Origin of the sequence: Streptomyces sp. NPDC090499 (genome assembly GCF_044769305.1) — a bacterium.
GTDB lineage: Bacteria > Actinomycetota > Actinomycetes > Streptomycetales > Streptomycetaceae > Streptomyces.
This window is the reverse complement of record NZ_JBIVXP010000010.1, coordinates 340,690-354,574: the sequence shown is the minus strand read 5'-3', so window position 1 is coordinate 354,574 and position 13,885 is coordinate 340,690. Positions and strand designations below refer to the sequence as shown.

Here is a 13,885-nt window from a genome sequence, read left to right as displayed (position 1 = left end):
GTCAGATCCTTTCCGCCGGTACGGGGAGCAGCGGGGTGCGGTCGGTTGCGGTGCAGTGGCCCTGCGCGTGGGCGTCCACTTCGGACGCGAAGGTGGTCAGCGCGCTGCGGACCAGGCGGATCGTGCCGTCCGGGTGGTGGCAGGCGCCCCGGCCCGCCACCAGGCCCGCCCAGCGGGAGAGGTCGGTGCGGGCGGTGCCCTGGGGGCCGGGGGTGGCCAGGGTCTGGAAGGCGGCGGCCATCCGCGGGAGGCCGTTCAGGCAGGGGCCGCACTGGCCTGCCGACTGGAGGGCCAAGTAGCGCAGGACGCGGGCGGTTTCGATCAGGCCGCAGCGGTCGGCGGGCAGGACGGCCAGCACGCCCGCGCCCAAGTAGGCCGAGGCCAGCGGAACCTGGGCGGCCTCGGCGGCCGGGATCCAGGTGCCGTGATAGCCGCCGACCAGGACCGCGGAGGCGCCCTCCAGAGGAAGGAGGCGGCCGACGGGCATGCCGAACGGAGCTTCCACGACCCGTACTTCACGGCCCGGCACGTGCACGGTGCAGAGGGCGCTGCCCGGTTCGGCGGGGGTGCCGGCCGAGCGGAACCAGTCGGCACCGTAGCGGGCGATCAGGGCCAGGTGGGCCAGCGTCTCCACGTTCTGGACCAGGGTGGGGGCGCGGCGCACCCCGCGCTCGCGGACCGGCGGGACCGGACGGGTGGGGCGGGCGGGGCCGCCGGAGAGGTACTGGACGAGGGCCGAGGCCTGGCCGGAGAGGAAGCGGGCGGGCAGGCGTACGACCTGCACGCGCACCGGGTCGTGGCGCTGGGCGAGGGCCGACTCCAGGTAGGAGGCGCCGTCCTCGACGGCGAGGTACGCCTCCGCCGCACCGACCGCCTCGGCCGCCGACTGCAGTCCGTCCAGGACCAGATGGGGCGACAGCCGGAGCAGGGTCTTGTCCTTGTGGCTGGCGGGTTCACTCTCCGCGCCGTTCGCGACGACCACCGGCGCGCGTTCGGTGCGGCGGGCCGCGTCGGCGACCGCGACGAACTTGCGGTAGGCCGGGAAGCCGGCCCCGCCGCGTCCGGTGAGCCCGGATTCGGCCAGGGTGCGCAGGAGCGCGGCCGGATCGCCGTACGCGAGCGGGCCGTAGCGCTGTTCGTGCGTGGCGAGGTCGGCCGGGGTGCCGCCGGGGGCCAGCAGGCGCGGGGGCATGTAGACGTCGGTGCAGAGCGTGGTCATCGGTGGGCCCCTTCGGTGTGCAGCAGTACGGCGGGGGTCTGGCGGGCGGCGCGGACGGCCTGGGCGGTGCGCAGGGCGAAGGCGGTGACCACCGTCGCCACGCAGCTGACGGTCAGCCAGGTCATCCAGTCGGTGCCGGCGTCCGTGCCGATGCCGATGCCGTGGATGAGGGCGACCGGCCAGGAGGCGTACGCCAGCCAGTGCACGGCCCGCCAGGCGCGGTGGCCGAGGCGGTCGCGGAGGAGGCTGGTGACCAGGACCGCGAGCAGCAGGTCGAAGGCGACCGTGCCGAGGCCGAGCCAGAGCGGCTGGTAGTCGGAGACGAAGGGGACGAGGGCGTCCAGCGCCGTGATGTTCACGTAGCCGTCGACGACCGCCACGGTGATGTGCAGGGCCAGGAAGGCGGTGGCGGAGAGGGAGAGCGTGCGGTGCAGGCTCATCGTGCCGAAGCGCGGCAGGCCGGGGAGGCGGGTGCGCAGGCGGACCGCGATGCCGAGGAGGACGACCACCGTGAAGAGGACGAGGCAGACCGCGCCGGTGGCCCGGTTGGCGTACCAGAGGGTTTCGGAGGTCACGCCGCCGCCTCCAGGGCCGGGCGCGGGGCGGGCCAGCCGGGCGTGGTGACGACGGTGCCGTTGTGCGCGACCAGGCGGGCGGGCAGGCCGAGGCGGGTCAGCCAGCGTTCCGCGCCCGCGCCCTTGACCAGGGCCGCCGTGGTCGCCGCGTTGGCGTCGGCGCAGTCGGCGGCGGCCACCGAGACCGTGCGCCACGGGGAGCGGACCGGCAGTCCGGTGCGCGGGTCGACGATGTGGTGCAGGTCGTAACCACCGCGCCGCCAGCGGCGGGCCCCGGTGCCGGAGGTGGCGAGGCCGCCGGAGCGCAGGCCGACGGTGTCGTACGGCCCCTGCGCGGGCGCCTCGTCCACCGGTCCGGTGATGTCCTGGACGCGGATCTGCCAGCCGCCCGCCGGGGGCTCGCCGGCTACGGCGGTGTCCCCGCCGAGGCTCACCAGCACCCCGCAGCCGGCCGTTTCGGCCAGCAGCCGCGCGGCCCGGTCGGCGGCCCAGGCCTTGGCCGTCGCGCCCAGGTCGAGGCGGATGCCCTCGGGGACGGTGACCGTGCCCGTCGCCGGGTCCAGGGTGACCTTCCGCCAGCCCGGGGCGCGGCGCACCCGCAGGGAGACCGGGCGGTCGTCCTCGCGGACCAGGGTGAAATCGCGGTCGTAGCCGATCGCGTCCATCGCCGAGCCGACGGTCGGATCCACCGTGCCGTCCGTCGCCTCGGCCGCGCGCAGGGCGACGGCGAGGGCCTCGGCGAGCAGCGGGCTGACCCGGACCGGGCGGCCGTGGGCGGTGTCGAGGGCGGCGAGTTCGGAGTCGGTGCGGAACCTGCTGCAGGCCGCGTCGACCTCGGCGAGCTGCCGGGCGAGCAGCAGGTTGCAGGAGTCCAGCAGGGCCGGGTCGGTGACGACCAGGCGGACGGTGGTGCCGAGGGCACGCCACTCGGCGGCGGCCGTCGGCCGCGGGGCTCGGGCGGCGGTCATGACGCCCCCGAGGTGGAGTCGGCGGAGCTCGATCCGCTGCCGGAGGTGAGGCCGTCGGAGGAGGACTGGAGGTCCGAGGACGACGAGGACGACGAAGACGAGGACGACGAGGACGACGAGGACGACGAGTTGGAGCTGGAGGAACCGGACGAGCTGGAGGAACTGTCCGTGTCCGACGTCGAGTTGGAGCTGCTTCCGGAGCTGCTGGAGCTCGACGTCGTACCGCTGCCGCTGCTCGCCGTCGTCTCGGCGTCCGACTGCATCGTGCCGACGAGGGCGAACACCCCGGCCGCCGCGGCGAGCGTGACCGCCGCCGCCAGGGCCGCCGTGCGCCGGGTCCCCCGGCGGACCGCCGCGGCCGCTCCCCGTTCCCCGGACTTTTCGCCTTGCACTCTCTCGGTCATGACCGATCCCCTCCTGCGTGACTCTCTGTCACGCATTACGTTCGGGTATCGGCCTGAGAGAAGTCTGTGAGGCTCCCATACGGGGCGGAAGAACTGTCTGAGACGTTCCTGAAAAGCCGCGGCGGCCACCGGTGGGTCACCGATGGCCGCCGCGGCGGGAGTTGAGGCTCAGTTGGCGGTCAGGCGGGCGATCGCCTCGTCCACCGTGAGCTCCTCGCGCTCGCCCGTCTTGCGGTCCTTGAGCTCCATCACGCCCTCGCCGGAGCGGCGGCCCGCGATCAGGATCTGCGGTACGCCGAAGAGTTCGGCGTCCGTGAACTTCACGCCCGGGGAGACCCCGGCCCGGTCGTCGACCAGGACCCGCAGTCCGGCCGCGCGCAGCTTCTCCGAGACGTCCAGGGCGAGTTCGGTCTGCAGGGCCTTGCCGGCGGCGACGACGTGCACGTCGGCCGGGGCGACCTCGCGCGACCAGACCAGGCCCTTCTCGTCCGCGGTCTGCTCGGCGAGGGCGGCGACGGCGCGGGAGACGCCGATGCCGTAGGAACCCATGGTGACGCGGACCGGCTTGCCGTTCTGGCCGAGGACGTCGAGCTTGAGGGCGTTGGTGTACTTCTGGCCGAGCTGGAAGATGTGGCCGATCTCGATGGCGCGGTCCAGCTTGAGGCCGGTGCCGCACTTCGGGCAGGGGTCGCCCTCCAGCACGACGACGACGTCGACGTACTCGTCGACGGTGAAGTCACGGTCCGCCACGACGTTCTTGGCGTGCATGCCCGCCTTGTTGGCGCCGGTGATCCAGGAGGTGCCCGGGGCCACCCGCGGGTCGGCGATGTACTTCACCTTCTCGCCGAGGCCCTGCGGGCCGACGTAGCCGCGGACCAGGTCCGGGCGGCCGGCGAAGTCCGACTCGGTGACCAGCTCGACGGAGGCCGGGGCGAAGTGCTCCTCGACCTTGCCCAGGTCGACCTCGCGGTCACCCGGTACGCCCACGGCCACGATCTCGCCGTCGACCTTCACCAGCAGGTTCTTCAGGGTCGCGGAGGCCGGTACGCCGAGGTGCGCGGCGAGGGTCTCGATGGTCGGGGTGTCCGGCGTCGGGATCTCCTCGAGCGCGGGCACGCCGGAGGCGTCGACCGGCTTCAGTGTGTACGAGATCGCCTCGGTGTTCGCCGCGAAGTCGCAGTTCGGGCAGTCGGCGAAGGTGTCCTCGCCGGCCTCGGCGGGGGCCAGGAACTCCTCCGACTTCGAGCCGCCCATCGCGCCGGCGGTGGCGGCGACGATGCGGTAGTCGAGGCCGAGGCGCTCGAAGATCCGCTGGTAGGCCGCCCGGTGCAGGGCGTACGAGGTGGCGAGGCCGTCCTCGTCCAGGTCGAAGGAGTAGGAGTCCTTCATGAGGAACTCGCGGCCGCGCAGGATGCCGGCGCGCGGACGGGCCTCGTCGCGGTACTTGTTCTGGATCTGGTAGAGGATGACCGGCAGGTCCTTGTAGGAGGACGCCTGGTCTTTCACCAGCAGGGTGAAGATCTCCTCGTGGGTCGGGCCGAGGAGGTAGTCGCCGCCCTTGCGGTCCTGGAGGCGGAACAGCTCCTGGCCGTACTCGTCCCAGCGGCCGGTCGCCTCGTACGGCTCCCGGGGCAGGAGGGCCGGGAGCAGCACCTCCTGGGCGCCGATCGCGTCCATCTCCTCGCGGACGATCCGCTCGATGTTCGACAGCACCTTGAGGCCGAGCGGCAGCCAGGACCAGATCCCGGCAGCGGTGCGGCGGACGTAGCCGGCGCGGACAAGGAGCTTGTGGCTGAGGACCTCGGCGTCCGCCGGGTCGTCACGCAGCGTCTTCGCCATCAACTGGGACATGCGTTGGACCGGTGCGTTCGCCATGGTTCTCGTACTCCTGCCGGAAAAGGGTGATGGCTAGGAGGTTAGCCGGGCACGCTGTGCCGGTGGAAATCGGTTAGCGACGACGGGCTACTGCGGGCTACTTGCGGCGGAGCGGCAGGGGCGCACCCATCACGGCGTACGGCTTCGGGGCGCTGGGGAAATGCACCTGGCGGGCGAGATCGACGTAGCCGAGGGAGTGGTAGAGGCCGCGGGCCGGGCTGTCGGTGTCGATCGCGGAGAGGATCGAGCGGGGCTCGGTGGCACTGTCGGTGACGAGCGTGATCAGGCGGCGGCCGACACCGCGGTTCTGGTGGTGGGGGTGCACGTGCAGCTCGGTGATCACGAAGGAGTCGTCGAGCCAGTCGGCGTTGCCCTGGGTGCGGAGGTAGGGCTCCACGACGGTGGACCACCAGTGGGTCCGGGAGTTCGGCATGCCGTAGACGAACCCCACGAGGCGGCCTTCGGCCGTGGCGCCGAGGGCCCTTGCCCCGGGGTACTGCATGTGGCGGAGGACGATCTGGCGGCGTACGGCCACCTCGTCGGGGCCGAGACCGAATGCGACGGCCTGGACTGCGAGGGCCTCGTCGACGTGGGAGGGGAGGTCCAGGGGGCCGATCACGAGGGACATGTGGGGAGGGTACAGGGGGCGGAGCGAAGTCGTCCGGGTGCGGGCGCGTTGTGGCTGGTGGCGCAGGTCCCCGCGCCCCTCGGGAGCGCGTCACCGGAAGGTCGGTCTAGAAGAGAACGCTCATGAACGCGCCGACCTCCTGGAAGCCGACCCTCAGGTAGGTCCTTCGCGCCGCCGTGTTGAAGTCGTTGACGTAGAGGCTCACCACGGGGGCGATGTCGGCCAGGGCATAGCGCAGGACCGCCGCCATGCCGGGGGCCGCCAGGCCCATGCCCCGGTACTCGGGGGCTACCCACACGCCCTGGATCTGGCAGGCCGCGGCCGTGGCCGCGCCGATCTCCGCCTTGAAGACGACCTTGCCGTCGTCGTCGATCCGGGCGAACGAGCGGCCGGAGCCGACGAGTTCGGCGACCCTCGCCTGGTAGAGGAGGCCGCCGTCGCCGGCCAGCGGGGAGACGCCCACCTCCTCCGTGAACATCGCCACGCACGCCGGCATGATCGCCTCCATCTCGTCCTTGCGGATGCGGCGGACGTACGGATCCGGAGCGATGTCGGCGGGCATGTGGTCGGTGACCATCAGGGGCTGGTGGCGGCGCACCTCGCGGGCGGGGCCCCAGAGCGGTTCCAGGAGGCGCCACAGCTGGGCGGTCGCGTCGGCGGGCCCGACGATCGAGGAGCAGCGGCGGCCGGCCCGGCGGGCCCGGTCGGCGAAGGCGCGGACGGCGCGCGGGGTGGCGCAGATCGGGACGAGGTTGGCGCCGGCGTAGCAGAGGGACGTGAGCATGCCGTCCTCGTACCAGCCCCACATCTCGCCGCCGAGGCGCCAGGGGTCGAGGCCGGCCACCTGGACACGCGAGGCCACGAAGGCGTTCGCGACCGGCTCGCGGTCCAGTACGGCGAGCGCGGCGTCCAGGTCACTCGGTTCGAGCACCCGTGAGGTGGTCTGCGTCAACACGTGCGGGGCCTCACGCTGATGGGTTCTGCTGATCTCCGCACTGTACCTGCGGAAGCTTGGCCGTGCCGCCCCGCGTACTGTGAAGGGGCCGCTACCTGGCCCTCCGCCTCCGGGGACTCCCGCCCCCGGACCTGTGGTTCCGCCCCTGGGGGCTGCCGCCCCCAGACCCCCGCTTCGGCCTCCGGCCTCGTCCTCAAACGCCGGACGGGCTGACTTTTTCAGCCCCCGGCGTTCGAGGAACTGGCCAGAATCAGCCCCACCAAACCAGCCCCTTCCAACGTTTGAGGAGCGGGGTAAAACCAGCCCCTCCGGCATAGGAGGATGGGGGTAAATCCAGCCCCTCCGGCGTTCGAGGAGCGGGGTCCAGGGGCGGAGCCCCTGGGTGGGGGTGTCAGGGGCTGCGCCTCTTGAGGATGGGACGGGCAGGGGCGGCGGGGGCGAGAAACTCGACCGCCACCCGAATACGGCGGAGGACGGCCTCAGCCCGCCACGGACACCGACGGCTCTCCCGACTCCGTGCCCTCCGCCTCCATCTGCTCGGCCAGCTTCATGGCCTCCTCGATGAGGGTCTCGACGATCTTCGACTCGGGGACCGTCTTGATGACCTCGCCCTTGACGAAGATCTGCCCCTTGCCGTTGCCGGAGGCGACGCCGAGGTCGGCCTCGCGGGCCTCGCCGGGGCCGTTGACGACACAGCCCATGACGGCGACGCGGAGCGGGACCTCCATGCCGGTGAGGCCGGCGGTGACCTCTTCGGCGAGCTTGTAGACGTCGACCTGGGCCCGGCCGCAGGAGGGGCAGGAGACGATCTCCAGGCCGCGCTGCTTGAGGTTGAGGGACTCCAGGATCTGGTTGCCGACCTTGACCTCCTCGACGGGAGGCGCGGAGAGCGAGACGCGGATCGTGTCGCCGATGCCCTGGGAGAGGAGGGCGCCGAAGGCGACGGCCGACTTGATCGTGCCCTGGAACGCCGGGCCGGCCTCGGTGACGCCGAGGTGGAGCGGGTAGTCGCACTGGGCGGCGAGCTGCCGGTACGCCTCGATCATCACGACCGGGTCGTTGTGCTTGACCGAGATCTTGATGTCCCGGAAGTCGTGCTCCTCGAAGAGGGACGCCTCCCACAGCGCGGACTCGACCAGGGCCTCGGGGGTCGCCTTGCCGTACTTCTGGAGCAGCCGGCGGTCCAGGGAACCGGCGTTGACGCCGATCCGGATCGGGGTGCCGTGGTCCTTGGCGGCCGCCGCGATCTCCTTGACCTTGTCGTCGAACTGCTTGATGTTGCCGGGGTTGACGCGGACGGCGGCGCAGCCGGCCTCGATGGCCGCGAAGACGTACTTCGGCTGGAAGTGGATGTCCGCGATGACCGGGATCTGCGACTTCCTGGCGATCGTGGCGAGCGCGTCGGCGTCGTCCTGGGTGGGGCAGGCCACCCGCACGATCTGGCAGCCGGAGGCCGTCAGCTCGGCGATCTGCTGCAGGGTCGCGCCGATGTCGGACGTACGGGTCGTGGTCATCGACTGGACCGAGACCGGGGCGTCCCCGCCGACCGCCACGGAGCCGACCTGGATCTGCCGGCTCTTCCGGCGCTCGGCGAGCTTGGTCGGAACGGACGGCATGCCGAGAGAAATCGCAGTCATCTGCTGTGCAACCCCAAGTCGTGGATCTAGGTCCAGGTCCCGTCGTAAGCGGGTTCCAGGCTCCGAGATTACGGCACCGGCACCGGGCCGGGCACATCCCCCACCTGTAAACCCACTCAATGGAAGCGGCCCGGAACTCAGTGTTCCGGACCGCTTCGAACGTCGTATGGCTACGAGATTTTCACGAGGTTAACCACCTCGCACCCGTCGTGAACGTTCAGGACGGCTTCGGCGTCGAGGACCGTGTGGACGACCACCTCCGGGACGACTCCGATGACTCACCACGGGTACACCCTCCCCGCTCTCGTCGAGCAACTTCACGATCTCCGGCCACACACCGTCCGCCAACCAGGTGCGCTGCCTCCAGCGGACCTTCCGGGGGTCGCCGAACCATGCCGGAAGATCACGCCAGAGGATTCCGGTACGCAGTCGGTAGAGCATCCCTGTGAGGGCAGCTCGCAGATCCAGCGGCGACCGGAAGTGGTGCGCCCCGTACTCGGTACGGAGCAACGCTTCGACGCGAGCCCGCTGGCTGTCCGTGGGGTCCGGAGGAGCGGGTGTCCTCGTGCGCTCATGCCACTGCATCGTCAAGCACCTCGCCCCCTCCCGGTATCGAAACCCCGGATCCACGATGTCGACACGCACGTTGAGCGACTCCGTCAGGTCACGTTGCTCGGAGGGCGAAAGGGACCGAACGCCCGGAGCGGCCGCTCCCAGAACAGCCGTGAGCCGGGCGTCCCTGTCAGCTTGTCCCTCCAGCTCCGACAGCCAGTCCCGTGCGTGGACCAGGATCCGGTCAAAGGCTTCGTGCTCCGTTTCGAGCTGCCGCAACGCAGCAGCGCGGGCGCGGGGAGGGCGCGCCTGGCGCCGCAACGCGTCGAGCTCCTCCACACACTCCGCGACGAGCCGTTGCAGCGACCTCACGCGCTCACGGTGACGGATGCACCGAGCCGATACCTCCGAAGAAGTCGGCATCATCGGCCTGCGGTGCGCCGGAATGGCGGCCAGAAGAGCGCTGACGTGCCTCGCCACCTGTTCCTCCGCACGATCGGCGGGCAGGAAGGCACAACCGCACGTGATCGGCGCGCCCCATCCTGAGCAGCGGTAGGTCCGCATTCCGTCCTTGCCCCGGAAAGCTCCGACGTACGACGGCCCGCACGGTCCATGGATGCGCCCACTGAGCAGGTATTCCCCGTTGGGTTTCCTGCGCGGCCTGGCCATTGCCGCCAGCACTCCCTGAAGGCCCCTGATCCGATCCTCCGAGAGGATGCGGGGCAGCGGGATCACCACACTCTCGCCGTGTACAGGACGCCCATCGCTACGGAGCCTTGTGCAGTTGCCCTTCGACTGCCTGTCGACGCGTCGGAAGACCCCCCCCCCCGAGGAACGTTCCACTCTTCAAGCGGCGACACAGGTTCGACGGCGTCCAACGCTTGCCGTTTCGAGTGAGGGCACCGCGGTTGTTCAACTCGTTCGCAAGGTCCGTGAGACCGTTCACGCCGTCGATGACGAGGTCGGCGATGAGTTTCACCACCGGTGCTTCGGCCGGATCCACTTCGAGAGTCGACCCGAACGCACCCCTCCCGCTGATCCGACAACCGTAAGGGGCCGGTCCGCCCGGCCATCCTCCGTCCGCCGCCTTCAACTGCCGTCCCGCCTGAGTGCGGGCGGCAATACGTCGGTAGTCCGTCTCGACCGCTCGTGCCAGCCTGTCGATGGTGAGCCACCTTTCGAGGCCCGGTTCCCCAGGGGCTCAGCGCAGCACAACACCTGCGCCCCGGCGTCCTCGATCTGCCAGAGGCAGCGCCAGACAGCCGCCTCCGTCCGCCCCAAACGGTCCGTACGGTGAACCACGACGTGTTTGACGCGCCCCAGACCGATGTCCTGGAGCAGCGCGTTCAGTCCCGGACGGGAGTACGTCGCCCCTGACTCGCCGATGTCTTCGCGGGATTCGACGAGACGCCACGTTTTCTGCTGCTCCAGGAAAGCGCGAATGGCTTGCTCCTGGGCCGGGATTCCGTATCTGCCTTTCTGCTCGGTGGTTGAAACTCGCGCATATGAGGCGACATCGATGGTTTGCATCCGTCACCCCTTGCCATCCATGCACGGGGCAGCACCTTGATACTTGTCAGTCCCTCTCAGACTGGCCAGACCCCAGGGTGTTGGCGCACCGCTTGGGTCATCCATGAACAGCAAAAACGTACGGAGTCCACGCCTGTGCCGCACAAACAATCCCGGCCCTTCACCCATATGAATTACGCGGGTGAAGGGCCGGGCGCCACCATCGGCACGGCAGAAAACGGCCGATTGGCTAACTGATTCGCACGGGGTTGACTACATCTGCCACCAGGACCAGCAAGGTAATGCAGACGAAGACCCCGGCCACCACATAAGCCACCGGCATCAGCTTCGCCACGTCGAACGGGCCCGGGTCCGGGCGGCGCAGGACCTTGGCCAGGTTGCGGCGCAGTGACTCCCACAGGGCGCCCGCGATGTGGCCGCCGTCCAGCGGGAGGAGCGGGAGCATGTTGAAGAGGAACAGGGAGAGGTTGAAACCGGCCACCAGCATCAGGGCCATGGCCAGCTGCTCGGTCGGCGGGATGTCCAGGGTGAAGATCTCGCCGCCCACGCGGGCCGCGCCGACCACGCCCATCGGGGAGTCCGCCTGGCGCGGGGCGCCGTCGAAGGCCGCGTCCCACAGGGCCGGGATCTTGCCGGGCAGGCTCACGATCGAGTCGACGGCCTCGCCGACGCGGTCGCCCATCCAGGTCAGGGACTCGCCGAAGTCCTGGCGGACGATGCCGGTGGCGGCGCTGAAGCCCAGGAAGCCGGCGGTGACGTACTGGCCCTGGACGATCTGGCCGCTGGAGTCCTTCTTGGCGACCTGGTTGGTGGCGATCTTCGCGTGCAGGGTGACGTCCTGGCCCTTGCGGTCGACGACGATCGCGACGTCCTTGCCGGGGGTGGACCGGATCAGGTCGGAGAGCTGGTTCCAGCTGGTCGTCTGCACCCCGTTGAAGGAGACGATCTTGTCGCCGGCCTTCAGGCCCGCGGCGGCGGCCGGGGAGGCGGCGTCGGTCTTCTTGCAGGTGTCGCGGTTCTGGCTCTGGGCGATCACGCACTGGGAGACCGAGCTGACCGTGGTGGTCTGCTGGCTGATGCCGAAGCCCATCAGGACGGTGAGGAAGAGCGCGACCGCGAGGATCAGGTTCATGAAGGGGCCCGCGAACATCACGATCACGCGCTTCCAGGGGGCGCGCGTGTAGAAGAGGCGGGTCTCGTCGCCGGGCTGGAGTTCCTCGAAGGCGGCCGAACGGGCGTCCTCGATCATGCTGCGCCAGGGTGAGGTGGAGCGGGCTGTGACCCGGCCGTCGGCGCCCGGCGGGAACATGCCGATCATGCGGATGTAGCCGCCGAGCGGGACGGCTTTGACGCCGTACTCCGTGTCGCCCTTGCGGCGCGACCAGATGGTCGGGCCGAAGCCGACCATGTACTGCGGGACGCGGATGCCGAAGAGCTTGGCGGTGGAGAGATGCCCCAGCTCGTGCCAGGCGATCGAGACCAGCAGGCCGATCACGAAGACGACTATGCCGAGGATCATCATCAGGGCTGTCATGCACGCGCCTCCGCGGTCGCCTTCTGCGCTGTCAGTTCCCGGGCCCGGACCCGTGCCCAGGTCTCCGCTTCAAGGACGTCCGGCACGGTCAGTGAAGTTCCCGTACGCGGGGTGCCGTGCTCCTCGACCACCCGGGTCACGGTCTCCATGATGCCGTTGAAAGGCAGCAGACCGGTCCGGAAGGCCTCGACGCACTCCTCGTTGGCCGCATTGAACACCGCCGGCGCCGTTCCCGCGAGCTCACCGACGTGCCGGGCCAGGTTCACGGACGGGAAGGCCTGGTTGTCCAGCGGGAAGAACTCCCAGGTGGAGGCCTTGCTCCAGTCGAAGGCGGGCGCCGCGTCCGGGACCCGTTCGGGCCAGCCGAGACCGATGGCGATCGGCCCCCGCATGTCGGGGGGCGTCGCCTGCGCGATCGTGGATCCGTCCGTGAACTCGACCATCGAGTGGACATACGACTGGGGATGCACGACCACCTCAATGCGGTCGAAGGGAATGTCGTAGAGGAGGTGCGCCTCGATGACTTCCAGCCCCTTGTTGACCAGGGTGGCGGAGTTGATCGTGATGACCGGTCCCATCGCCCAGGTGGGGTGGGCGAGCGCGTCCTCGACGGTGACGTGTGCCAGGTCGGCCTTGGTGCGGCCGCGGAAGGGGCCGCCGGAGGCCGTGACGACCAGCTTGCGGACGTCGGCCCGGGTCCCCGCCGCGAGCGACTGGAAGAGCGCCGCGTGCTCGGAGTCGACCGGGATGATCTGGCCGGGCTTGGCGAGCGCCTTGACCAGCGGGCCGCCGACGATCAGCGACTCCTTGTTGGCGAGCGCGAGGGTGCGGCCCGCCTCCAGCGCGGCGAGGGTGGGCGCGAGGCCGATGGAGCCGGTGATGCCGTTGAGCACGGTGTGGCAGTCGGAGGCGGCGACCCGGGTGGCCGCGTCGGGTCCGGCGAGGATCTCGGGCAGCGGTTCGCCGGGGCCGTAGAGCGTGGTGAGTGCCTCGCGCAGGTCCGGTACGACGTCCTCGCGGGCGACCGCGACGGTGCGCACCCGCAGCCGGTGCGCCTGCTCGGCGAGGAGGGCGATGCGGCCGCCGTGGGCGGACAGGGCGGTGACCCGGAAGCGGTCGGGGTTGCGCAGGACGAGGTCGATGGCCTGGGTGCCGATGGATCCGGTGGAGCCGAGGATCACCACGTCCTTCGGGCTGTCGCCTGCGAGGGGATCGTACACGAGGTGCGGGTCGGCGAGGGGTGCCGGACTGGCGGGACTGTCGGTCATCCCCCCATTGTTGCGGCAACGGGGGGCCGGGCGGACAGGGCGTCCCCTTCACGGGCGGCGGGGTAGCCTATATACGAAGGGCTCGACTGGATATACAGGGAGTGTCGCCATGGCCAAGACTCTGATCGACATCGACGAGGAGCTGCTGGCGCAGGCGGCCATAGCGTTCGGGACCAAGACGAAGAAGGACACCGTGACCGCGGCCCTGCGAGAAGGCGTCGAACGCAAGAAGCGTGCCCTCGCGCTGGCCCGGCTGGCCGCGCAGGCCGACGCGGGCGACTTCGACATCCTCCTGGACAAGGCGAACTATCGGCGATGACCACGGCCAAATACCTCATCGACACAAGCGCCCTCGTCCGGATCCTCCGGCAGCCGGCCCTCGCCCACTGGGAGAGCCCTCTCGCAGAGGGACTCGTCGCCCGATGCCCGGTGACCGAGATCGAGTTCCTCTACAGCGCCAGGAACGCTGAGAACCGCGCGCAGATGGTCGAGGACCTGGACGCCCTGTTCTGCTGGACACCCCTGGACGACCGCGCGCTGACGCGGGCATGGCGCGTTCAGGAGGAGCTGACCGCAAAGGGCCGGCACCGCTCGGCGGGGACGGTCGACCTCCTCGTAGCCGCCACCGCCGAGATACAGGGCCTCACCGTGCTGCACTACGACAACGGCTTCGAGACCATCGCGTCGGTCACCGGCCAGCCCGCCCAGTGGCTCATGCCACCGGGCAGCCTGTAGCAGTG

15 protein-coding genes are annotated in these 13,885 nt (G+C 70.5%); 3 read left to right on the top strand and 12 right to left on the bottom strand.

Annotation, left to right across the window (positions count from 1 at the left end; genetic code table 11):
• Position 1 precedes the first annotated feature (1 nt).
• Genes ACIQVL_RS33235 through ACIQVL_RS33225 form a run of 3 tightly spaced genes read right to left on the bottom strand, consistent with a single transcriptional unit; the run spans position 2 to position 2,762 of the window.
• The gene (locus ACIQVL_RS33235) at positions 2 to 1,219 is read right to left on the bottom strand and encodes an NADH-ubiquinone oxidoreductase-F iron-sulfur binding region domain-containing protein (protein ID WP_403477196.1); all 1,218 of its coding nucleotides are present in this window, start codon (positions 1,217 to 1,219) and stop codon (positions 2 to 4) included.
• Positions 1,216 to 1,794 carry a ferric reductase-like transmembrane domain-containing protein gene (locus tag ACIQVL_RS33230; RefSeq protein WP_403442273.1) on the bottom strand — a complete coding sequence of 193 codons (579 nt, stop codon included), beginning with the start codon at positions 1,792 to 1,794 and terminating at the stop codon, positions 1,216 to 1,218. The genes ACIQVL_RS33235 and ACIQVL_RS33230 overlap by 4 nt, the downstream gene beginning before the upstream one ends.
• Positions 1,791 to 2,762, bottom strand: coding sequence for an FAD:protein FMN transferase (locus ACIQVL_RS33225; RefSeq protein ID WP_403477195.1), 972 nt, complete (start codon positions 2,760 to 2,762; stop codon positions 1,791 to 1,793). The genes ACIQVL_RS33230 and ACIQVL_RS33225 overlap by 4 nt, the downstream gene beginning before the upstream one ends.
• A gap of 12 nt (positions 2,763 to 2,774) precedes the next feature.
• Here ACIQVL_RS33225 and ACIQVL_RS33220 point away from each other — a divergent pair, with 12 nt between their 5' ends.
• Complete coding sequence (locus ACIQVL_RS33220) at positions 2,775 to 3,236, top strand: hypothetical protein (protein ID WP_403477194.1); 462 nt, start codon at positions 2,775 to 2,777, stop codon at positions 3,234 to 3,236.
• 98 nt (positions 3,237 to 3,334) lie between these two features.
• Here the strand turns inward: ACIQVL_RS33220 and ACIQVL_RS33215 are convergent, their stop codons facing one another.
• The 9 genes from ACIQVL_RS33215 to dxr all read right to left on the bottom strand — a co-directional run bounded on the left by ACIQVL_RS33215 (position 3,335) and on the right by dxr (position 13,145).
• Positions 3,335 to 5,041: a proline--tRNA ligase gene (locus tag ACIQVL_RS33215; protein ID WP_403442281.1), complete on the bottom strand. Its 1,707-nt coding sequence runs from the start codon at positions 5,039 to 5,041 to the stop codon at positions 3,335 to 3,337.
• 97 nt (positions 5,042 to 5,138) lie between these two features.
• Positions 5,139 to 5,669, bottom strand: a complete 531-nt coding sequence (locus ACIQVL_RS33210; RefSeq protein WP_403442283.1) for a GNAT family N-acetyltransferase — start codon at positions 5,667 to 5,669, stop codon at positions 5,139 to 5,141.
• 106 nt (positions 5,670 to 5,775) lie between these two features.
• The gene (locus ACIQVL_RS33205) at positions 5,776 to 6,624 is read right to left on the bottom strand and encodes a GNAT family N-acetyltransferase (RefSeq protein ID WP_403477193.1); all 849 of its coding nucleotides are present in this window, start codon (positions 6,622 to 6,624) and stop codon (positions 5,776 to 5,778) included.
• Positions 6,625 to 7,103: 479 nt separating this feature from the next.
• Entirely contained in the window at positions 7,104 to 8,261 is a 1,158-nt protein-coding gene (gene ispG, locus ACIQVL_RS33200; RefSeq protein WP_403477192.1) for a flavodoxin-dependent (E)-4-hydroxy-3-methylbut-2-enyl-diphosphate synthase, read from the bottom strand.
• 189 nt (positions 8,262 to 8,450) lie between these two features.
• A complete protein-coding gene (locus ACIQVL_RS33195; protein ID WP_403477214.1) occupies positions 8,451 to 8,846 on the bottom strand; it encodes a transposase in 396 nt (131 codons plus the stop codon).
• A gap of 733 nt (positions 8,847 to 9,579) precedes the next feature.
• Entirely contained in the window at positions 9,580 to 9,816 is a 237-nt protein-coding gene (locus ACIQVL_RS33190; protein WP_403477191.1) for a recombinase family protein, read from the bottom strand.
• 86 nt (positions 9,817 to 9,902) lie between these two features.
• Positions 9,903 to 10,343 carry a recombinase family protein gene (locus tag ACIQVL_RS33185; RefSeq protein ID WP_403442296.1) on the bottom strand — a complete coding sequence of 147 codons (441 nt, stop codon included), beginning with the start codon at positions 10,341 to 10,343 and terminating at the stop codon, positions 9,903 to 9,905.
• 229 nt (positions 10,344 to 10,572) lie between these two features.
• The gene (locus tag ACIQVL_RS33180; protein WP_403477213.1) at positions 10,573 to 11,865 is read right to left on the bottom strand and encodes a M50 family metallopeptidase; all 1,293 of its coding nucleotides are present in this window, start codon (positions 11,863 to 11,865) and stop codon (positions 10,573 to 10,575) included.
• Positions 11,866 to 11,873: 8 nt separating this feature from the next.
• Positions 11,874 to 13,145 carry a 1-deoxy-D-xylulose-5-phosphate reductoisomerase gene (gene dxr, locus ACIQVL_RS33175; protein WP_403477190.1) on the bottom strand — a complete coding sequence of 424 codons (1,272 nt, stop codon included), beginning with the start codon at positions 13,143 to 13,145 and terminating at the stop codon, positions 11,874 to 11,876.
• 109 nt (positions 13,146 to 13,254) lie between these two features.
• Here dxr and ACIQVL_RS33170 point away from each other — a divergent pair, with 109 nt between their 5' ends.
• Both ACIQVL_RS33170 and ACIQVL_RS33165 read left to right on the top strand, forming a co-directional pair.
• Entirely contained in the window at positions 13,255 to 13,464 is a 210-nt protein-coding gene (locus tag ACIQVL_RS33170) for a type II toxin-antitoxin system VapB family antitoxin (protein ID WP_403442301.1), read from the top strand.
• Positions 13,461 to 13,880: a PIN domain nuclease gene (locus tag ACIQVL_RS33165; protein ID WP_403477189.1), complete on the top strand. Its 420-nt coding sequence runs from the start codon at positions 13,461 to 13,463 to the stop codon at positions 13,878 to 13,880. The genes ACIQVL_RS33170 and ACIQVL_RS33165 overlap by 4 nt, the downstream gene beginning before the upstream one ends.
• The last annotated feature ends 5 nt before the right edge of the window (positions 13,881 to 13,885 follow it).

Bases quoted from the DNA above. Each gene is read 5' to 3' on its own strand.
- ACIQVL_RS33185 (WP_403442296.1), bottom strand. From the start codon at position 10,343: ATGCAAACCATCGATGTCGCCTCATATGCGCGAGTTTCAACCACCGAG.
- ACIQVL_RS33210 (WP_403442283.1), bottom strand. From the start codon at position 5,669: ATGTCCCTCGTGATCGGCCCCCTGGACCTCCCCTCCCACGTCGACGAG.
- ACIQVL_RS33180 (WP_403477213.1), bottom strand. From the start codon at position 11,865: ATGATGATCCTCGGCATAGTCGTCTTCGTGATCGGCCTGCTGGTCTCG.
- ispG (WP_403477192.1), bottom strand. From the start codon at position 8,261: ATGACTGCGATTTCTCTCGGCATGCCGTCCGTTCCGACCAAGCTCGCC.
- ACIQVL_RS33215 (WP_403442281.1), bottom strand. From the start codon at position 5,041: ATGGCGAACGCACCGGTCCAACGCATGTCCCAGTTGATGGCGAAGACG.
- ACIQVL_RS33165 (WP_403477189.1), top strand. From the start codon at position 13,461: ATGACCACGGCCAAATACCTCATCGACACAAGCGCCCTCGTCCGGATC.
- dxr (WP_403477190.1), bottom strand. From the start codon at position 13,145: ATGACCGACAGTCCCGCCAGTCCGGCACCCCTCGCCGACCCGCACCTC.
- ACIQVL_RS33170 (WP_403442301.1), top strand. From the start codon at position 13,255: ATGGCCAAGACTCTGATCGACATCGACGAGGAGCTGCTGGCGCAGGCG.
- ACIQVL_RS33225 (WP_403477195.1), bottom strand. From the start codon at position 2,762: ATGACCGCCGCCCGAGCCCCGCGGCCGACGGCCGCCGCCGAGTGGCGT.
- ACIQVL_RS33195 (WP_403477214.1), bottom strand. From the start codon at position 8,846: ATGCAGTGGCATGAGCGCACGAGGACACCCGCTCCTCCGGACCCCACG.
- ACIQVL_RS33235 (WP_403477196.1), bottom strand. From the start codon at position 1,219: ATGACCACGCTCTGCACCGACGTCTACATGCCCCCGCGCCTGCTGGCC.